General features: G+C 73.6%; 15 protein-coding genes, 1 pseudogene and 1 riboswitch. Of the genes and pseudogenes, 7 read left to right on the top strand and 9 right to left on the bottom strand.

The features are described from left to right. Window positions 1-185: 185 nt before the first annotated feature. From PV410_RS07385 to PV410_RS07375, 3 genes are read right to left on the bottom strand one after another with little or no spacing between them, the layout of a single operon-like run. Window positions 186-2,492, bottom strand: a complete 2,307-nt coding sequence (locus PV410_RS07385) for an ABC transporter permease (RefSeq protein ID WP_500323082.1) — start codon at window positions 2,490-2,492, stop codon at window positions 186-188. 5 nt (window positions 2,493-2,497) lie between these two features. Beyond that, complete coding sequence (locus tag PV410_RS07380; protein ID WP_500323081.1) at window positions 2,498-3,271, bottom strand: ABC transporter ATP-binding protein; 774 nt, start codon at window positions 3,269-3,271, stop codon at window positions 2,498-2,500. After that, on the bottom strand, window positions 3,268-3,774 hold the full coding sequence (locus PV410_RS07375) for a PadR family transcriptional regulator (protein ID WP_500323080.1): 507 nt from the start codon (window positions 3,772-3,774) through the stop codon (window positions 3,268-3,270). The genes PV410_RS07380 and PV410_RS07375 overlap by 4 nt, the downstream gene beginning before the upstream one ends. Before the next feature lie 169 nt (window positions 3,775-3,943). Between PV410_RS07375 and PV410_RS07370 the strand changes: the two genes are divergently transcribed. The 6 genes from PV410_RS07370 to PV410_RS07345 all read left to right on the top strand — a co-directional run bounded on the left by PV410_RS07370 (window position 3,944) and on the right by PV410_RS07345 (window position 12,265). Next, window positions 3,944-5,221 (top strand): ABC transporter substrate-binding protein, encoded by a 1,278-nt coding sequence (locus PV410_RS07370; RefSeq protein ID WP_500323079.1) that lies wholly within the window; start codon window positions 3,944-3,946, stop codon window positions 5,219-5,221. Between the two features lie 254 nt (window positions 5,222-5,475). Beyond that, entirely contained in the window at window positions 5,476-7,161 is a 1,686-nt protein-coding gene (locus PV410_RS07365; protein WP_500323078.1) for a glycoside hydrolase family 13 protein, read from the top strand. A gap of 40 nt (window positions 7,162-7,201) precedes the next feature. Next, complete coding sequence (locus PV410_RS07360) at window positions 7,202-8,533, top strand: ABC transporter substrate-binding protein (protein WP_500323077.1); 1,332 nt, start codon at window positions 7,202-7,204, stop codon at window positions 8,531-8,533. A 9-nt stretch (window positions 8,534-8,542) separates the two neighbouring features. Then, window positions 8,543-9,895, top strand: coding sequence for a carbohydrate ABC transporter permease (locus tag PV410_RS07355; RefSeq protein WP_500323076.1), 1,353 nt, complete (start codon window positions 8,543-8,545; stop codon window positions 9,893-9,895). Beyond that, window positions 9,892-10,818, top strand: a complete 927-nt coding sequence (locus PV410_RS07350) for a carbohydrate ABC transporter permease (protein WP_500323075.1) — start codon at window positions 9,892-9,894, stop codon at window positions 10,816-10,818. The genes PV410_RS07355 and PV410_RS07350 overlap by 4 nt, the downstream gene beginning before the upstream one ends. A gap of 175 nt (window positions 10,819-10,993) precedes the next feature. After that, entirely contained in the window at window positions 10,994-12,265 is a 1,272-nt protein-coding gene (locus PV410_RS07345) for an alpha-L-fucosidase (protein ID WP_500323074.1), read from the top strand. A 561-nt stretch (window positions 12,266-12,826) separates the two neighbouring features. Here the strand turns inward: PV410_RS07345 and PV410_RS07340 are convergent. The 6 genes and pseudogenes from PV410_RS07340 to metE all read right to left on the bottom strand — a co-directional run bounded on the left by PV410_RS07340 (window position 12,827) and on the right by metE (window position 18,923). Further along, window positions 12,827-13,216, bottom strand: coding sequence for a hypothetical protein (locus PV410_RS07340; RefSeq protein WP_500323073.1), 390 nt, complete (start codon window positions 13,214-13,216; stop codon window positions 12,827-12,829). 143 nt (window positions 13,217-13,359) lie between these two features. After that, complete coding sequence (locus tag PV410_RS07335) at window positions 13,360-14,340, bottom strand: hydroxyacid dehydrogenase (protein WP_500323072.1); 981 nt, start codon at window positions 14,338-14,340, stop codon at window positions 13,360-13,362. A gap of 207 nt (window positions 14,341-14,547) precedes the next feature. After that, window positions 14,548-15,624: an adenosine deaminase gene (locus PV410_RS07330; protein ID WP_500323070.1), complete on the bottom strand. Its 1,077-nt coding sequence runs from the start codon at window positions 15,622-15,624 to the stop codon at window positions 14,548-14,550. Beyond that, a complete protein-coding gene (locus PV410_RS07325; protein ID WP_500323069.1) occupies window positions 15,621-16,043 on the bottom strand; it encodes a VOC family protein in 423 nt (140 codons plus the stop codon). Before PV410_RS07325 ends, PV410_RS07330 begins: the two co-directional genes overlap by 4 nt. 9 nt (window positions 16,044-16,052) lie before the next feature. Beyond that, on the bottom strand, window positions 16,053-16,637 hold the full coding sequence (locus PV410_RS07320) for an acyl-CoA thioesterase (RefSeq protein ID WP_500323068.1): 585 nt from the start codon (window positions 16,635-16,637) through the stop codon (window positions 16,053-16,055). A gap of 5 nt (window positions 16,638-16,642) precedes the next feature. Continuing rightward, window positions 16,643-18,923, bottom strand: a pseudogene (metE, locus tag PV410_RS07315) (5-methyltetrahydropteroyltriglutamate--homocysteine S-methyltransferase). Between the two features lie 107 nt (window positions 18,924-19,030). After that, window positions 19,031-19,247, bottom strand: a riboswitch (cobalamin riboswitch). Between the two features lie 394 nt (window positions 19,248-19,641). Here metE and PV410_RS07310 point away from each other — a divergent pair. Continuing rightward, on the top strand, window positions 19,642-20,166 hold the full coding sequence (locus PV410_RS07310; RefSeq protein ID WP_500323067.1) for a hypothetical protein: 525 nt from the start codon (window positions 19,642-19,644) through the stop codon (window positions 20,164-20,166). Window positions 20,167-20,218 lie beyond the last annotated feature (52 nt).

Here is a 20,218-nt window from a genome sequence, read left to right as displayed (position 1 = left end):
TACGGAACCCTGAGACGGGCGTTTCTCATTACGGCACATTCTGCACGTGCCGCAACACAAGCATCGACGACGGCCGACAGAGCGGTCAAGGACCGCGCAGCCGGGCCGGCCGGCGCGCTTCATTCTTACCAAGGATCTTGCCCGGCGGCCCCGTTCGGCGGGGCACGGCGTCCGGTGTCTTCCCCTCACTGGGCGTTGAACAGCATCCGCGGATTGCGGTCCCCCGCCGCGCGGGAGGCGGGCAGCAGCGAGAGTGCCACCGCCGCCGCGACGCACACGCCGACGATCAGGGCCAGCACCGCTCCCGGCGGGGACTGGGCGATCCCCGCGCCGACGCCGCTGGAGCCGGCCTGCAGGTCGATCAGCCAGTCGGAGGCGAACACCCCCGCGGTGACCCCCGCCGCGGCGGCGGCCAGGACCACCAGGCCGACGCCGGTCACGACGGTCGCCACGGTCTGCTGGGGCGTCAGGCCCACGGCGCGGTAGGCGCGCATGTCGCGGGCGTGGTCGCGGATGCCGCTGCCGACGGCGGTGGACAGTTCGGCCAGGGCGATCAGCGCGAGGACGCTGACCAGTCCGATGATCACGCCGCGCACCGGGGAGAGTTCGGCGCCGGGGCCGGTGACCTCGCGCACTTCCAGGGCGCCGTGCGACGCGTCGGTGAGGGCGCCGCGCACCGCCGCGCGGTCGGCGCCGGGACGCAGCACCAGGCTGTAGTACGAGGGCCCGATGGAGGCGTCCTGGGCCCGCAGCACGTCGAGCGGGGCGGAGATCACCCGTCCGCCGTGCCCGGTCTCGATGCTGCGGCCGACGATGTGCAGGATGTGCGGCGTGCCGCCGACGGTGACCCGGACCCACTGGCCGACCTCGATGTGCAGCGCGTCGAGCAGGCCCTGCCCGGCGAGTGCCTCGTCCGGTCCTGCGGGGCGCCGGCCCTCCGCGACGGCGAAGGGGTACGGGTCGGCGGTGGTGCCGATCCCCCGCAGGGTGACGGACTGCGACTGGCCGGGGGCGAGCGCGGGGAGGTCGACGCCCGGGTGCGCCGCGGTGATCTCCGGTCGTGCGGCGAGCAGCTGCCGGACGGCTCCGTCGGTGAGGCCGTTGGGGCGGGCGGTGAGCGCGCCGGCCTGGCCGAGCAGTTCGGGGTGGTGCTCGAAGCGGTCGAGGGTGGCCCAGGTCCCCAGCGCCACGGTGATCATCAGGACCGGCAGGGCGAGCCGGGCCACGGCGGCCGCCGAGCGCGCGGGCCGGTGCAGTACGCCGCGGCAGCCGAGCACCAGGGCGGGCGGGGTCCCCAGGCGCAGCGCGGCCCGGGCCGCGCCGGACATCCTGCGGCGTCCCGGAACGGCCCCCCGCGCGGCGGGGATCGGCGGCACGCGGCCGGCCCGCCAGGCGGCGAGCACCGTGGCCAGGGCGATGACCAGCACGGTCGCCGCGGCCGTACCGGGGAGCGCCCAGGTGTGCTGCGGCAGTCCCTGCCACAGCCCCATGGCGTCCCCCATCGGCCCGGGGATGCCCGGCGCGAGCGTCTCCGCGGCGACCGATCCGAGCACCACACCGGCGGTGGCGAGCACCGCGTGCTGCACGAGGAACATCCGGACCACCTGGGCCGGGGTGAAGCCGACCGCCTTCAGGACGGAGATGTCACGGACGTACGCCAGGACGCGGGTGGCGATGCCCCCGGTCACCGCGATCGCGGCGGCCAGCAGCGCGGCCAGCCCGAACAGGCCGAGCAGCAGCCCGAGAAGGTGGTTGTCGCCCTCGGCGTCGGCGCGGGCCTCCCGCCAGGTGGCGACGCTCGTGACGCGGTCCGGTCCGACGGCGGAGACGGCCCGCTGGATGACGAAGGCGGTGTCCGCCGGGTCCTTCAGCCGCAGCCCCACGGTCTGCCCCGCCCGCGCCTGGCCGGTGGCGAGGCCGCTCACCAGCGTGGGCGACGCCCACGCGACACCGGGGTTGTCTCCCGGGGAGTAGAGCGGCTCGGCGGTCCCGGCGACGCCGACCACGCGGACGGTGCTCCGCCGTCCGTCACGGGTCACGCTGATCTCGTCGCCCGGCTCGGCCCACAGCGCCGACGCCACCGACCGTTCCAGCACGACGCCGTCGCCGTCGTCGCCGTCCAGCCAGCTCCCGCGGTCCATGAGCGGCCGGCCCACCGACGGCGGGCTCGTGCCCGCGGCCCGCAGGTCGAGGGCGGCCTTCTCCCGGCCGTGCTGCGCGGTGACGGTGAGGGTGCGGAAGGGTCCGGAGACCGCGGTGACCCCGTCGATCCGCGACAGGGCGCCGGTGTCGGCGCGGCCGTCCGTGCGCAGCCAGACGTGGGCGCCCTCGGTGGCGGTGAACATCCGCTGCCAGGGGTTGGCCGCGTACACCAGCAGCGCGACGGAGAGCAGCAGCGCCACGGTGATGCCCGCGGTGGCCAGGACGATGGACAGGGCCTGGCCGCGGTGGGTGCGCAGATCGGCGAGGGCCCAGCGGGCGGTGGCGCGCACGGCGGTCAGCCCTGCAGCTTCACGACGTCGGCGGCGGCACGGGAGGGACGCGAGGCGTACGGCGGGACGTCGAGGGTGATGTCGTCGACCACTTCGCCGTCGAAGAGGCTGATCACCCGGTCCGCGGCACTGGCCACCTTGGCGTCGTGCGTGACGAGCAGGATGGTCTGGCCACGTTCGTGGCAGCGGGTCAGCAGCCGCAGCACCTCCCGGGTGCCCTTGCTGTCGAGGCTGCCGGTGGGCTCGTCGGCCAGCAGCAGGGCCGGGCGGTTGACCAGGGCCCGGGCGAGGGCGACCCGTTGCTGCTCACCGCCGGACAGGTCGGCGGGGGTGCTGTCCTCCTTGCCCGTCAGGCCGAGGTCGGCCAGCAACTCCTGCCGCGCGGCGCGCACCTGGCGGGGCGAGCGGCCGGCGAGCAGGGCGGGCAGTTCGATGTTGTCCGCGACGGTGAGGGTGGAGACGAGGTTGAAGAACTGGAAGACGATGCCGACGCCGCGCCGGCGCAGTACCGCCCAGCGTGCCTCGCTGAGCTGGTCGACCCGCTGCCCGTCCAGCCATATCCGCCCCCGGTCGGGGCGTTCCAGGCCGCCGAGCAGATGCAGCAGGGTGGACTTGCCGGCGCCGGAGGGGCCGGTGACGGCGACGAACTCGCCCGGCCGCACCTCCAGGTCGACCCCGCGCACGGCCCTGACCTCGCCGCCGTCCACACGGTGCGTCTTGACCAGGCCCTCGACCCGGAGCATGTGCGGCGCCGCGGGGGGCGGCTCGGCCCTTCTCATTCCAGCTCCTCCTGGCAGCGCTCCAGCCAGTCGAGGTCCGCCTGCAGATGCAGCGTCGCGCCCTCGATCAGCAGCTGCGCGATGGTGTTGTCCCGGTCCTCCCCCGCGGCGAGCCGGGACATGGCCCGCATGAGGTTGAGGTAGTGGCGGCGCTGCTTGTTGATCAGGGAGACCTGGTCGGCCAGGCCGGTGGCCGGGGCGAGGGCGAGCTTCATGAAGAACTCGTCGCGCACCCGCGGCTCGCTGGACGGCTCGTCGAACCAGGCGGCGACCGCCTCCTGCCCGGCGTCGGTGAGTTCGTAGATCCGCTTGTTGGGCCGACCGGACTGGGTGACGTCCTCCCCCCGGATCAGTCCCGACTTCTCCAGGCGCGCCAGCGTCACGTAGATCTGGCCGATGTTCGGCTGAGGATAGGCCGCACCGAAAAGCTTCTCAAGTGCCGTTTTGAGCTCGTAACCATGGGCGGGCCCCTTGGCGAGGAGTGCCATGAGCGGAAGGCGCACGCTCGACCTGCCTCCTCCCCGGCTACCTGCTTGTTAGGGGCCGCTCACCAGCCCGATCATCGGTGAGCAGGCCATCCTGCCGCAATGGCTAGTATCGCGCATGTCCAACAGGTATACATGTCTCTTCGGACGACGACGCCGTCGCCGGAAGCGGGACCTGGAGGATCGTATGCGCTGGGCGCGGGCCGCGGGCAGGACCCTGCTCGCCGCTGCCCTGCTGCTGACGGGATACGCCTCCGAGGGCGCCCGCGCCGCCGTCGGACCGCCCGGCACGACGGGCCGGGGCCCGGTGACCCTCGCGACCGGTCGCGATCTGACCGGCTACCTCCAGCACGTGCTGGACGGCTGGAACCGTGGCCACCCCCTGGAGAAGGCGACCCTCGTCGAACTGCCCGAGGCGGCCGACGAGGTGCGCGCGCAGATGGCAGACAGCCTGCGCTCCGGCAGCGACCGCTTCGACGTGCTCAACATCGACGTGGCGTGGACCTCCGAGTTCGCGGGCGCCGGATGGATCGCGCCGGTCGACCCGCGCGGCCTGCCGCTGGACCGGCTGCTGCCCTCGGTGGTGGACACCGCCACCTTCCGCGAGCGGCTGTACGCGGTCCCGTACGTCACCAACGCCGGGCTGCTCTACTACCGCAAGGACATCCTCGACCGGGAGCACCTGGATCCGCCGCGCACCTGGGCGGAGTTGGAGCGGCAGGCGCGCACGCTCGCCCCGAAGTACGGGATCGGCGGCTACGCCGGGCAGTTCCTGCCGTACGAGGGCCTGACCGTCAACGTCACGGAGGCGGTGCAGTCGGCCGGGGGCGGCATCCTCGGCGGCGACGGCAGCCGGGTCACCGTGGACTCCGCCGCGGCCCGCGAGGGGCTGGGCTTCCTGGTGCGCGGGGTGCGCGAGGGCTGGATCCCAGGCGAGGCACTGCGGTTCAAGGAGGAGGAGTCCCGGCAGGCCTTCGAGGACGGCCGGCTGCTCTTCCTGCGCAACTGGCCGTACGTGTACGACCTCGCCTCCGCGCCCGGCTCCAAGGTCGCGGGGCGCTTCGGCGCGGTGCCGCTGCCCGGGCCGGACGGGCCGGGCGCCAGTGTGCTGGGCGGGTCCAACCTCGCGGTCAACGCGCACTCGCGGCATCCGCGGACGGCCGCCGACCTCATGGCGTACATGACGGGTGAGTCCGTGCAGCGCCAGGTCCTGACGGAAGGCTCGCTGCCGCCGGTGTGGGCCGATCTGTACCAGGACCCCGGGCTGGTGCGCCGGTATCCCTACCTGCCGGTGCTGGAGCAGAGCGTACGGACGGCCAAGCCGCGCCCGAAGAGCGCCCGCTACGAGCAGGTGAGCCTGGCGGTGGCGGCGGTGAGCCGGGACGCACTGGCGCTGCACACCACGCCGGAGCAGGCCGTCGCACGGCTGGACCGCGAGCTGCGGGAGATCGTGCGGGACCGCTGATCCCGCGGCGCCTTCGATGGATGTCACCACCCACCTCATACATACTTGTTAAGTAACTGCGGGGGCCTCCGCGACACCCTCTCGGTCCTCGACTGCGGATCTTACCCACGCAAATCACCCCAGTAAGCGCCGTCTATCGGCAGCTCCGTTGACACCTTCCTGACACTGCTACTTAACATGCATGCATAACGAGCCACCCCGCGCGGCGTGCAGTGTCGTGTCCGTCCGCGCGCCCGCAGTCAGGATGGTGACGGGTGTTCACAGCCCCTCTGGAGGACGGTTCCTCCACCGCCGCCGCCCCCTCCCCGGCACTCACCGCCGTACGCCCCTGGTGGCGCGACGCGGTGGTCTACCAGGTCTACGTGCGCAGTTTCCTGGACAGCACCGGTGACGGTGTCGGGGACCTGGCCGGCGTCCGAGCCGGTCTGCCCTACCTGCGCAAGCTGGGCGTCGACGGGATCTGGCTGAGCCCCTTCTACCCCTCGCCGCAGCACGACCACGGCTACGACGTGGCCGACTACACGGGCGTCGACCCGCTCTACGGCGACCTCGCCGAGTTCGACCGCCTCGTGGCCGACGCGCACCGGCTGGGTCTGCGCACCGTCGTCGACGTCGTCCCCAACCACTGCTCCTCCGCCCACCCGTGGTTCCGCCAGGCACTGACGGAGGGACCGGGCGGCCCCGCCCGGTCGCTGTTCCACTTCGCCGACGGACGCGGCGAGCACGGCGAACTGCCGCCCAACAACTGGCGGGCGATGTTCGGCGGTCCCGCCTGGTCCCGGGTGACCGAGCCGGACGGCCGGCCCGGCCAGTGGTACCTGCACCTGTTCACCCCGGAGCAGCCCGACCTCAACTGGCGTGACCCGCGCGTCGGGGAGCACTTCGAGCACGTGCTGCGCTTCTGGCTGGACCGGGGGGTCGACGGCTTCCGCATCGACGTGGCGGCGGGCCTGTTCAAGCACCCCTCGCTCCCCGACTCCCCCGACCCCGCGGCGGACGAGCGGTCCCGCGACTCCGTCAACCCGCTGGCCTGGAACCGTCCCGAGGTGCACGGGGTCTGGCGGCGGTGGCGCGCGATCTGCGAGGAGTACACCGCCCGCGACGGACGCGAACGCCTGCTGGTCGGCGAGGTCTCCGTCCCCACCCCGGCCGAACAGGCCCGCTACGTCCGCCCCGACGAACTCCATCAGGCCTTCTTCTTCCACCTGCTGAGCGCCCCCTGGAACGCGCAGGCGTTCCGCACGGCCATCGCCGAGGCGCTGCGCGACATCGCCGGGACCGGGTCCACCGTCACCTGGGTGCTCAACAACCACGACCAGGTCAGGACCGTCACCCGGTACGCGGGCGGCCCCACCGGGCACTTCGGCGCCGCCCGGGCGCGCGCCGCCGCGCTGCTGATGCTGGCGCTGCCGGGTGCCGCGTACGTCTACCAGGGCGAGGAACTGGGGCTGCCCGAGGTCGTCGACCTGCCGGACGAGGTCCTCACCGACCCGATCTTCCGCCGCACCGGCAGCCGCCGCTTCGTCCGGGACGGCTGCCGGGTGCCGCTGCCCTGGTCGGGCCACGCCTCGCCGTTCGGCTTCACCGCCGAGGGCAGCGCGGCCCGGCCGTGGCTGCCGCAGCCCGACTGGTTCGCCGAGCACAGCGCCGACCGCGCGCTGCTGGACACCGGTTCCTTCTGGCACCTGTACCGGGAGGCGCTCGGCCTGCGGGCCCGGCTGCCCCAGCTCGGCGAGGGGACGCTGCGCTGGCTGGAGGCACCGCCCGGCGTGCTCGCCTTCGTCCGCGGCGAGGGCCTGGTCTGCGCCGTGAACTTCGGCGACGAGCCGGTCCCCGCCCCCGTACCGGGACAGCCGCTGCTGTCCAGCGCCCCCTGCCCGCCGGGGGTCCTCCCCGCCAACGCCGCCGCCTGGTGGGTCCACGACCCGGCGCGCACCTGACCGTTCCGCACCACTCCACCGAAGAAGGGACACCACCCCGATGAAGCGCACCCTCGTCGCGGCCACCGCCATATGCGGTCTGGCCCTCGCGACCACCGCCTGCGGCGGTGACACCAAGGCCTCCTCCGACTCCGGCCCGGCGGCCGGCGCCCAGAAGCTCAAGGGCCAGACCGTCACCGTCGCGGCCGTCTGGACCGGCGTCGAGCAGCAGAACTTCCAGAAGGTCCTGGACGGCTTCACCGCGAAGACCGGGGCGAAGGTGGCGTACGTCTCCACCGGCGACAACTTCGCGACCGTCCTGGGCAGCAAGGTCGAGGGCGGTGACTCGCCCGACGTCGCGATGGTGCCGCAGCCCGGCGTGCTCAAGGAGTTCGCGGGCAAGGGCTGGCTCCAGCCGCTGTCGCCGGAGGTGAAGGGCGCCGCGGAGAAGAACTACGCCAAGATCTGGCAGACGTTCGGCACGGTCGACGGCACCTACTACGGCCTGTACTTCAAGACCTCCGACAAGTCGACGGTCTGGTACAGCCCGCAGGCGCTGGAGACGGCCGGCGTGCAGCCGCCCAAGACCTTCGCGGAGATGCTGGACGCCGCCCGCGCCGTCTCCGACTCGGGCCTGCCCGCCTTCGCCGTCGGCGGCTCGGACGGCTGGACGCTCACCGACTGGTTCGAGAACCTCTACCTCTCCCAGGCCGGCCCGGAGAACTACGACAAGCTGACCCGGCACGAGATCCCGTGGAGCGACCCCACCGTCGTCAAGGCGCTCACCACCTTGTCCCAGCTGTTCGGCGAGGACGACCTGCTCGCGGGCGGCCGCAAGGGCGCCCTGGCCACCAGCTTCCCGGACTCCGTCGCGCACGTCTTCGGCAAGAGCCCCAAGGCCGGCCTGGTCTACGAGGGCGACTTCGTCGGCGGTGTCATCTCGGGTGACCTGGGCGGCAAGGTCGGCGAGGACGCCAAGTTCTTCCCCTTCCCCTCGGTCGACGGCGGCCCGGCACCGGTGGTCGGCGGCGGCGAGGCCGCCGTGGCGCTGAAGTCCGGCAAGAACGCCAAGGCCGCCATGGAGCTGATCGCCTACCTGGCCACCCCCGAGGCCGCGCAGATCTGGGCCAAGGCGGGCGGCTTCCTCTCCCCCAACACCAAGCTGGACCCCGCCTCCTACGCGGACGACACCCTGCGCACGGCCGCCAAGTCCCTGGTCGACGCCGGTGACACGGTGCGCTTCGACATGTCCGACCAGACCCCGCCCGCCTTCGGCGGCACGCCCGGCAAGGGCGAGTGGAAGATCCTGCAGGACTTCCTGCGCGACCCGTCGGACCCGAAGGCCACCGCGGCGAAGCTCGAGGCCGCGGCCGCCAAGGCGTACAAGGGCTGAGGCCGGATCATGTCCGCCCTCACCCGCAAGGTGCCGCCCGCCCCGGCGGGCGGCACCGCCCCGGCCTCCGTCCGGCGGCGTTCACGCCGGGCCCGCATCACGGCGATCGTCTTCGCGCTCCCGGCGCTCGCCCTGCTCGGCGCCCTCGTCGGCTACCCCATCCTCTTCTCGGTCGGCCGCAGCCTGTTCGACGCGAGCGGCGACCGCTTCGTGGGACTCGCCAACTACCAGGAGATGTTCAGCGACCCGGCCACCCTCAAGGCCGTCCGCAACACCGCGATCTGGGTCGTGGCCGCGCCGGCGCTGCTCACCGGCGTCGGCCTGGTCCTGGCCGTGCTCACCGAGAAGATCCGCTGGGCCACCGCCTTCAAGCTGCTGATCTTCATGCCGATGGCGGTCTCCTTCCTCGCCGCGGGCATCACCTTCCGCCTGGTGTACGACCAGGACCCGCAGCGCGGCGTCATGAACGCGGTCGCCGTCGCCGTCCACGACACCTTCAACGACTCCTCCGCCTACCCCGGCGCCCGGCCCCGCGGCACGGACGTGCTGAAGGAGTCGGGCGACGGCGGTTACCAGGCGGTCGCGCGGGTGGAGCCGGGCAAGGACGTCACGCTGGGCCTGGTCGGCCTGCCGCCCGCGTCCCTGCCGAAGCAGGCCCGCCCGGCCGCGCCCGCGCAGGTCTCCGACGACGCCGTCACCGGCGTGGTCTACCTGGACTTCGTCCCGGGCGGCGGGGGCACGCCCGGCGCCGTGGACCCCCGGGAGCGCGGCCTGCCGCACATGACGGTGGAACTGACCAAGGGTGATGCCGTGGTCGCCACCACGACCACCGGTGACGACGGTTCCTTCCGCTTCGCAGGAGCCGGGGACGGCCCGTACGGCGTCCGGCTGCCCGGGAAGAACTTCGCGGAACCGTACGCGGGCATCGACTGGCTCGGCCCGACACTGATCACCCCGGCGATCATCGGCGCCTATCTGTGGATCTGGACCGGCTTCTCCATGGTGCTGATCGGCGCCGGGCTGTCCGCGCTGCCGCGCGAGACGCTGGAGGCCGCCCGGATGGACGGCGCGGGCGAGTGGCAGATCTTCCGCAGGATCACGGTGCCGCTGCTCGCGCCGGTGCTGGGCGTGGTCTTCGTGACACTGGTGATCAACGTGATGAAGGTCTTCGACCTCGTGTACATCATCGCGCCGGGCCCGGTGCTGGAGGACGCCAACGTCCTGGCGCTGCAGATGTGGCTGGTCTCCTTCGGCGGCGGCAACAACCAGGGCCTGGGCAGCGCGATCGGCGTCGTCCTGCTGCTGCTGGTGCTGCCGGCCATGGCCCTCAACATCCGACGCTTCCGCAGGAGCAACCGATGACCGTGCAGACCGCCGCTCCGCACCCCGCTCCGCCCACCCCGCCCGGCGGGACGTCCGGCCGGACCCCCGGGCGTCCCTCCGTGGCGGGCCGGCTGGTCTCGGTGCTGCGCGGGGGGCTCGTCCAGGTCCTGCTGACGGTCGTGGCGCTGATCTGGCTCACCCCGACGGCCGGGCTGTTCGTCTCCTCGCTGCGCAACTCCGACGACAACGCCGGTTCCGGCTGGTGGACCACCCTGCTCCACCCCGGCTCGCTGAGCTTCGACAACTACTCCGCGATCCTCGGCGACAGCGGGATCACCCAGGCGCTCTGGAACACCGTGCTGATCTCGGTGCCCGCCACGGCCGCCGTGGTGGTCCTCGCCGCGCTGGCCGGATACGCCTTCGCCTGGCTGGAGTTCCCGGGGCGCGACTGGGTCTTCCTGGTGGTCGTCGGCATGCTCGTGGTACCCGTGCAGATCGGGCTGCTGCCGGTCGCCAGGCTGTTCCGGGAGGTCGGGCTGTTCGGCACGACCGCGGGCGTGGTCCTCTTCCACGTGGCGTACGGACTGCCGTTCGCGATCTTCCTGCTCCGCAACTACTTCGCGGAGATCCCGCGCGAGATGCTGGAGGCCGCCCGCATGGACGGCGGGACGGAGTGGACGATCTTCCGGAAGCTGGTGCTGCCGGTGGGCCGTCCGGCGATCGCGAGCCTGGCCGTCTTCCAGTTCCTGTGGGTCTGGAACGACATGCTGGTCGCGCTGATCTTCGCCGGCAGCGACGCGCAGCCTCTCACGGTCGCCCTGCAGTCGCAGATGCGGCAGTTCGGCTCCAACATCGACGTGCTGGCGCCGGGGGCCTTCCTGTCGCTGATCGTGCCGCTGGCGGTCTTCTTCGCCTTCCAGCGCCACTTCGTGGAGGGGGTCATGGCGGGATCGGTGAAGTAGGTGAAGCAGGTGAAGTAGCCGCCGGGCCGCCGCGGGAGCGGGTGCCGCGATACGTCGGAGGTCTTTCTTGTCAGTCGCCCTGATCCCCCTTAGGGTCGGGGCGGAGGACAGGACTCCTCCGACGTATCACCGCACCCGCGGTCGTCTTCTCCCCTCCCGCGAGGACTCGTCAGCCATGCCCCTGCAGCCGTGGTTCGCCGACGCCAAGCTCGGCATCTTCATCCACTACGGGATCTACGCGGTCGACGGCGTGCCCGAGTCCTGGGCCTTCTACAACGGCGAGGTCCCCCACGAGCGGTACATGCGCCAGCTCGACGGGTTCACCGCGGCGCGGTACGAGCCGCGCGCCTGGGCCGGGCTCTTCGCCCGCGCGGGCGCCCGCTACGCGGTGCTGACCGCCCGGCACCACGACGGGGTCGCCCTGTGGGACACCGCGCAGGGCGACCTGTCGGTCGTCCGGCGCACCCCGGCCGGGCGCGACCTGATCGCCCCGTACGCGCAGGCGCTGCGCGAACACGGCCTGAAGGTCGGGCTCTACTACTCCCACTCGGACTGGAACCACCCGGACTACCCCAGCGTCGTCCACCCCGCCCCGCCCACCGACGACGTGGTGACCAGCCCCTTCGTCGCCCCGGCGGACGGCAAGGAGGACCCGGCCGCCTGGGAGCGCTACCTCGCCTACCGCAACGCCCAGGTCGGCGAGCTGGTCGACCGCTTCCGGCCCGACCTGCTGTGGTTCGACGGCGAGTGGGAGCGCAGCGAGGAGCAGTGGGGCCTGGACGCCCTGGCCGCGCGGATCCTCGCCGGGAACCCGGAGACGGTCCTGAACGCGCGCATGCTGAGCCACGGCGACTACGCCACACCCGAACAGGGCATCCCCGTCGAACCGCCGGCCGGGCCGTGGGAGCTGTGCCTGACCGTCAACGACTCCTGGGGCTTCCAGCACGCCGACCACCGCCACAAGTCGGTGCGCCAGCTGGTCCGCTACTTCACCGAGACGATCGGCGCCGGCGGCAACCTGCTGCTGGACGTCGGCCCCCGTGAGGACGGCACCATCACCCCGGAGCAGACGACCCGCCTGGAGGGCCTCGGCGACTGGATCCGCGGCCACGCCGACGCCGTGTACGGCACCGTCGCCGGCCTGCCGGCCGGGCACCACTACGGCCCCAGCACCCTGTCCGCCGACCGCCGCACCCTGTACCTGGTGTGCTTCGACGCCCCGCGCGAGACGGTCGCGCTGCGCGGCCTGCGCAACCGCGTCCGCCGTGTGTCGGTGGTGGGCACGGGCGCCGGGCTGGGCCACCACGTGACCGGCGGGCTCCACGACGTGCCCGGCGTCACCTGGATCGACGCGCCCTCCCCCGACGCCCTGGACCCGTACGCCACCGTCCTCGCCCTCGAACTCGACGGCGAACTGGACCTCTACCGCGGCACCGGTCGCGCCTAGCTCCGTGCCGCCCTCCCGTGAGGTGCCTTCCCGTCCCGGCTTCCGGAACCCTCCCGCGCTGCCCCACGAGGTGGTGGCCGAGACCCTGGAACGGGCCCTGCGCGACCGCGCGCACGAGGCCGAGGCGGCGAGCGTCCTGATCGGGAGCGCGCTGAACGACGACGACCGGCGGTTCGTCGAGCACTGGTGCGTCGAGGTCGGGACGCGGGCCCTGCCGGGAAGTCCCCTTCTCGGCCTGGCCGGTCTGTGCCTGGGGCACACCGCCAGACGGTTCGGACGCCTCGGCGACGCGGCCCTCGCGCTGACGGAGTCGCCGGCGGCGCGCGGAGGCGGATCCGTCGGACGTGGACGCCCGGGCCCTCGACGGCCGTGCCGACGTCAGGAACTTCCTGCGCCTTCGGTGATCGGGCCGCACCGGGACGTCCGGCGCGGGGCCCGGTTCCTAGATGGCCAATTCCAAGGGATGCCTGCGGGGGGTGTGGGGCGGGCGGCGGCCGAAGCCACCGCGAGACGGTCAGGCGGTGGGCTGCCGCCCCTGGTTGTCGAGGTGGCAGCCGGCGGTCAGGCGTCAGGGTCGACTTCGGGGTGCGTGAACCGCACGGGCTTGCCCAGCGACCGGGCGTAGGCGATCTCGGCTCGGGTGCTGTCTCCGATGTAGTCGCCGACCACGAGCACCTCATCGGCGAGCCGGATCTTCGCCCGGTGCAGATCGTCGAGTCGAACCTTCAGCGCCTCGGCCTCGGCAGGATCGGACCAAAGTTCGTGCGGCGACTTCATGTCGCAGCCTGGTTTGACGACGATCCTTCCGGCTGTGGTCTCCCGCAGATCGGCCTCGTCCATCTCGGTCATGAAGCGGGTGGAGCCGCAGATCACGACGATATGCGGGAGGCTCAACAGCTTCTTCGCGTCGGCGAGCTTCTCCTCGGGGGTGAGCAGTTGCGGGTATGACACCGGTTCCTCCTGGTGGTGCGGTCCAAGGGGTGCCTGCGAAGACGAGAACGAGGGTGTCCAAGATCGTTTCGTCGAACGACGTGGACACCCTCGCGACAGCACTCTATGCGACGGCCGACGACATGCCGAAGGAGCATCCTTCCTCAGGCGGAGCGTGCGAGCGCGTCGCGGTGGACGGCGTGGGCGAGGGGCGCACCGTGGGCGAGACGTTCGATCTCCTCGATCGCGGTGTCGGCGAGCCGGGCCAGCTCGCCGCCGAGCGATCCGGCGACGTGCGGGGTCAGCAGGACGTTCGGCAGATCGTAGAGCGGCGAGTCGGCGGGCAGCGGCTCGGGGTCGGTGACGTCGAGGACGGCGTGCAGCCGGCCGGAGACCAGTTCGGCGGTGAGCGCGGCGGTGTCGACCAGCGAGCCCCGCGAGGTGTTGATCAGCGTGGTCCCGTCCCGCAGCAGCGCCAGGCGCGCGGCGTCGAACAGGTGGCGGGTCTCGGGCAGTTCGGGGGCATGGACGGTGACCACGTCGCCGAGCAGGCACAGTTGGTCCAGCTCCACCGGCTCCGCACCGAGCGCGACCAGCTCGCCGGGGTCGAGGTAGGGGTCGTGGACGAGCAGGCGCAGGTCGAAGGGGCGCAGCAGCTCGATGACCCGCCGCCCGATGCGGGAGGCACCGACGACCCCCACGGTACGACGGTAGTTGCCGATGCCGGGGCACACCTCGGAGGGCTCCGGCCGGCGGCGGGCCTCCCGGTAGGCCTGCGCCGAGGCCAGGACGCGCTTGTTGGCGAACAGCACGGCGGCGACGGTGTACTCGGCAACCGGCAGGGCGTTGGCCGCGGCGGCGGTGGAGACCTGGATGCCGCGCCGCCACACGGCGTCGGTGATGTGCTGCTTGACCGATCCGGCGGCGTGGACGACCGCGCGCAGCGCGGGCATGCGGGCCAGCGCCGCCTCGTCCAGCGGCGGGCAGCCCCAGCCGGTGAGCAGCACCTCGGCCTCGGCGAGCGGTTCCGCCACGGCGGGGTCCCCGAAGTCCTCGACGAGCAGGGCGGGGTCGACGCGGGCGACACGGCAGAGCCGTTCGAGCGCCGCGTCGCCGAGGACGGCCTCACGGGTCCCGGCGCTCATGGCCAGGACGGTACGGGGACGGTGGTGCGCGCGGGTCACGTGACGGCTCCCCCTGTGGAGACCTGCGGACAGGTGAGGGCGCCATCATTCGCACGGGACCCGGCGCCGTCAAGCCGACCGGGCCTCCCCGGCCCCGGCACGCGCACCGCCGCGGACGCCGCACACGGGGTACCGGACCGGGAGCCGGGCCGGCACCCCCGTCGGGGGTCAGCTGCCCGCGGCGAGCACCGTCTCGTAGCCCGGCAGGACGACGTCGCGGATGATCGCGTTCCGCTCGTCGAAGGGGAGGAACGCGCTCTTGAGCGCGTTGACGGTGACCTCGCGCAGGTCCTCCGCCGTCCAGCCCGCCTCGGTGACGAGCAGCTCCATCTCGCGGGTCATGGTGGTCGCCGAGACCAGCCGGTTGTCGGTGTTGAGGGTGACGCGGAAGCCGAGGTCGCGCAGGAGGGTGATGGGGTGCTCGGCGATGGAGGTGGCGGCGCCCGTCTGGAGGTTGGAGGTCGGGCAGACCTCCAGTGCGATGCGGCGGTCGCGTATCCAGCCCGACAGGCGGCCGAGCTTGCCGTCCACGATGTCCTCGGCGAGGCGGACGCCGTGGCCGATCCGCAGCGCGCCGCAGACCTGCACCGCCTGGTGGATGCTGGGCAGGCCGTGGGCCTCGCCCGCGTGGATGGTGAAGGGCACGTTCTCGCGGCGCAGGTGCTCGAAGGCGGCGAGGTGGTCGGCGGGCGGGAAGCCGTCCTCGGCGCCCGCGATGTCAAAGCCGACGACGCCCGCGTCGCGGTACGCGACGGCGAGGTCGGCCACCTCGCGGCTGCGGTCGGTCATGCGCATCGCGCACAGCAGGATCCCCACGCGGACCGGCGTGCCCGCGGCGGCGGCCTTCGCCATGCCGGCGGCCAGGCCCTGCTGGACGGTCTCGACGACCTCGGCCAGGGTCAGGCCCCGGTGCACCAGCAGCTCGGGCGCGTAGCGCACCTCGCCGTAGACGACGCCGTCGGCGGCGAGGTCCAGCACGTACTCCTCGGCGACGCGCAGCAGGCCCTCTCGGGTGCCCATCACGGCGATCGTGTGCTCGAAGGTGGCGATGTAGCGGACCAGGTCGCCGGAGTTGGCGGCGTCGTAGTACCAGGCGGCCAGCTCGCCGGGGTCGGTGGCGGGCAGGGTGTGGCCGATCTCCGCGGCCAGTTCGACCAGGGTGGCCGGGCGCAGGCCGCCGTCCAGGTGGTCGTGGAGGACGGCCTTGGGGAGCCGGCGGATCAGGTCGGTGTCGAGGGCGGTCACGCGGTGGGCTCCTGGTCGGTGGGGGCGGTGGCGGCGGGCTGGAGGAGGTCCCAGCGGTTCCCGTAGGGGTCCTGGAAGACGACGACCGAGCCGTACGCCTCGTGGCGGGCCTCCTCCAGGAAGGTCACCCCCGCGGCGCTCATCCGCGCGTGGTCGCCCGCGAAGTCCTCGGTGTGCAGGAAGAAGCCGACCCGTCCGCCGGTCTGGTCGCCGACCCGCGACAGCTCCGCGTCGTTCTTGGCGCGGGCGAGCAGCAGCCCGCTGCCCGCGGCGCCGCCGGGCGGGCGCACGACGACCCACCGGCTGCCGCCGGGGCGCGGCTCGTCCTCGACGAGCTCGAAGCCGAGGGCGCCGGTGTAGAAGGCGATGGCCTCGTCGTAGTCGCGGACGACGAGGGTGACCAGGGCGATACGGGACATGCGCGAACGTTATACGTAACACCACGACCCGGGCAAGGCGCCCCCTCCGGCTGGGAGGGGCGCCTGTCCCTGCCCGGGCGGGGCGGCGGCCGGCCGCCCCGCCCGGGCCCCGGGTGAGCCCGCCTCGGCCTGCCGGACGCGCAGGGCGCGGCGCCGCAGCGCCCGGGCGTGCCGCCGCTCGTCCTCGGCCGACGCCGGCCTGAGCTCCGCCACCGGCCGGGGCCTGCCGTCGGCGCCGGTGGCCACGAAGACCAGGTGCGCCGTGGCGACGTCGGTCACCGGGCCCGGGGTGTCCCAGCGCTCGGCGGTGACGCGGACGCCGACGTCCATCGAGGTGCGGCCCGCGTGCTCCACGACCGCGTGGACGGTGAGCAGGTCACCGGCGTGCGCCGGGTGGAGGTAGGCCATCCCCTCCACGGAGACGGTCACCGCGGGCCCCGAGGCGTGCCGGGCCGCGGCCGCCGCCGCCGCGTCGTCGACGAGCTTCATCACGACCCCGCCGTGGACGGTCCCGTACAGGTTGGTGTCGTGCTCGCTCATGATGTGGGCGAGCGTCACGGCCGAGTCGGCCGGCGTCTTGTACCGCGGGGCCATCCCGCTCACCCCCGCACCCGGCGCGCCGCGGCCACCAGGTTCTCCAGCGCGGCACGGACCTCGCCCGGGGCCCGGGTCTTCAGACCGCAGTCGGGGTTGACCCACAGCCGTTCGGCGGGCAGGGCCCGCAGCGCCCGGTCGATGAGGTCGGAGATCTCCCGTTCCGAGGGGACGCGGGGCGAGTGGATGTCGTACACCCCGGGGCCGGCCTCCCGCCGGTAGCCGGCGGCGGCCAACTCGCCCGCGATCTCCATGTGGGAACGGGCGGCCTCCAGGCTGATGACGTCCGCGTCCAGGGCCTCGATGGCCGGCAGGATCTCCCCGAACTCCGCGTAGCACATGTGGGTGTGGACCTGGGTGTCCGCGCGGACCCCGGACGTGGCGAGGCGGAAGGCCTCGGTGGCCCACTCCAGGTAGCCGGGGCGGGCGGCGGCGCGCAGCGGCAGGCTCTCGCGCAGCGCGGGTTCGTCGACCTGGATGACCGCGGTCCCGGCCGCCTCCAGGTCGGCGACCTCGTCGCGCAGGGCGAGGGCGACCTGGCGGGCGGTGTCGGCGAGCGGCTGGTCGTCGCGGACGAAGAACCAGGCGAGCATCGTGACCGGGCCGGTGAGCATGCCCTTGACGGGCCTGCCGGTGAGCGACTGCGCGTAGGAGGTCCAGCGCAGCGTCATGGGCGCGGGCCGTGACACGTCGCCGACGAGGACCGGCGGCTTGACGTAGCGGCTCCCGTAGGACTGGACCCAGCCGTGCCGGGTGACGAGGAACCCGTCCAGCCGCTCGGCGAAGTACTGCACCATGTCGTTGCGTTCGGGCTCCCCGTGGACGAGGACGTCCAGACCCGCCTTCTCCTGGAACGCGACGACCTCGCGGATCTCGGCGGCGATCCGCTCCTCGTACTGCTGCGCCGTCAGCTTCCCCGCCCGCAGGGCCGCGCGGGCGGCGCGCAGGTCGGCGGTCTGCGGGAACGAGCCGATGGTCGTCGTCGGCAGCGGGGGCAGGCCGAGCCGGTTCCGCTGCGCCGCCGCCCGCTCCCCGTACGGCTGGGGGCGGCGGGCGTCGTCGGGGCCGGCGGCCGCGCAGCGGGCCCGTACGGCGGGGTCGTGGGTGAGGGCGGAGGCGGTACGTGAGGCCCGGGCGGCACGGCTCGCGGCCAGTTGCGGGGCGACGGCCTCCCGGCCCTCGGACAGGGCGCGCGCCAGGTGACGGTCTCGTCGAGCTTCTGCCGGGCGAAGGCGAGCCAGCGCGTGACCTGCAGGTCCAGGGTGCGTTCCCGCGTCAGGTCCAGGGGGACGTGGAGGAGGGAGCAGGAGGGCGCCACGTCGAGGTGGCCGGTCAGGCCCAGCAGGGTGGCCAGGGTGGCGAGCGAGGCCTCCAGGTCGTCGGCCCAGACGTTGCGGCCGTCGACGACCCCGGCGACCAGGCGCTTGCCGGGCAGGCCGCCGAGGGAGGCGAGCGCGTCGAGGTTCGCGGCGGCGGGACCGGTGAAGTCCAGGGCCAGCCCCTCCACGGGGGACTGAGCAAGGACGGGCAGGGCCTCCCCGAGGGCGTCGAAGTAGGTGGCGACCAGCACCTTCGGCCGGTCCGCGGCGGCGGTGAGTTCGCGGTAGGCGCGGGCGGTGGCGTCGAGCACGGCACGCGGCTGGTCCTGGACCAGTACCGGCTCGTCCAGTTGCACCCATTCCGCGCCCGCGGCCCGCAGGTCCGCCAGGAGGGACGCGTAGACCGGCAGCAGCCGGTCCAGCAGCGCGAGCGGTGTAAACCGGCGCCGGGCGCGGGCTTGGACAGCAGCAGGAAGCTGACCGGGCCCAGCAGCACCGGACGGGCCGTCAGCCCTTCGCGCCGGGCCTCGGCGTACTGCGCGAGCTGCCCCCGCGGGTCGGGGGCGAAGCCGGTGCCGGGGCCGATCTCCGGCACCAGGTAGTGGTAGTTGGTGTCGAACCACTTGGTCATCTCCAGCGGCGCCAGCTCCGCCGTGCCGCGCGCGGCCGCGAAGTAGGCGTCCAATTCGGTCACCTCGCCCGCGCGGTAGCGCGCGGGAACGGCGCCGACCGCCCAGGCCGTGTCCAGGACGTGGTCGTAGAGCGAGAGGCCGCCGGTCGGGATCTCGGTGATGCCCGCCGCGCGCATCTGGCGCCGGGCGCCCGCCCGGACGGACGCGGCGGTCGCGAGCAGGTCCTCCGCCCCGACGCGGCCCGTCCAGTAGCCCTCGAGGGCCCGCTTGAGCTCCCGGTCGGGGCCCTGGCGCGGGTAGCCGTGGAGGGTTGCACCGATGTGCGTGAGTGCCATGGAACTCTCCCTCGCGAGTTCGCACGGACCCCGGCACGGGACGCCGGCACGGCACACGAAGGCCGCCGCCGACCCGCCCACGAGGTCCCGGTGGAACCGCGCCCCACCGCGGGGCACGGGCAGTGGCAGGTCTTCGGACTCACGGGCACGTCTGCCGGGCAGACACCTACTGGCTGTCGCTTCCCGGGCGCTTGCGCGCCCAGTGCGTATGACGGCGGTCGTTCCCGCTCACCGCTGCGGGGCAGTCCCGGATTCCCACCGGGTTCCCTCTTGCGACGCATCCCGCCTGGCGGACGGGGCGAACCAGCTGCACGCGCCAGCCTACGGGGTGCGCCGCCCACGGACGGGGAGATCCGCGGACCGGACGTCCCGGTGGGCACGGTGAGCGGCGCCGGGCGCCGCGTGCCGGGGTGGCAGGGCCCTGGATGCGGGTCGGCCCGGGCCGCGACGGAACGGAACGGGCGCAGTCGGCCGGTGCCGGTGCGGGCGGCCCCGCGGCGCGGGTGAACCGCGCGGCGGCCTCCTCCAGCCGCGCACGCGGCATGTCACCGGGCACCAGGCGGCCGGCCAGGCCTCCGGCACGACCTTGCGCAGCAGGCAGTGCAAGCGCGGGCCCGCACCGACGGCGACGAGGTCGTCGTCCCGGACGTCCCGGTGGGCGTCGCACACCCCCAACTCGGCCTCCCCCAGCGCCTGGTGGTTCGCGTAAATTGCTTCCATGGGGGCACGGGACGCACAGCACGAACCGATGCGAGGCGGCCGGCGATCGGAAGGGCGGGGCTCGGGCGAGGGCTCCGCGCATCCCCTGGCGCTCCTGCTGGCCGGCGTGGTGTTCCTCGCGGCGGGCGTCTGGCTGCTGACCGCGACGGCCAGGGACACCCTGGACGTGCGCTACGGCGTGCACACGGTGGGGACGGTCCGCGAGGCCCGCGACGCCTCCGGCGACGGCCGGCTGTGGGTGACCTTCACCGTGGCGGGCGCCGAGGTGACCCACCCGCTGCCGCCGGGCACCAACCGCCGCCAGGTGAACCACGGGGACCGGCTCCCCATCGTCTACCGGGCCGACCGTCCCGAGCGGGTCGTCGCCCGCCGTGACGTCGGGCACGGTCCCCTGCTGTTCTGGTCGGGGTTCACCGCGGTGGGACTCGTCCTGGCCGGCTGGTCCGGCCTGGCGCTGCACCGCGCCGGCCGGCGTCGGTCGCGCCCCGCCCCGTGGAAGGCGTGGGTCAGTCGGTGGGGGTGATGTGGCCGTCGCGGAGTTCCAGGACGCGGTCGGCGAGGGCGAGGAGCTGGGG

This window comes from Streptomyces sp. PA03-5A (assembly GCF_033792725.1).
Lineage (GTDB): Bacteria > Actinomycetota > Actinomycetes > Streptomycetales > Streptomycetaceae > Actinacidiphila.
This window is presented reverse-complemented; position numbering and strand designations above follow the sequence as displayed.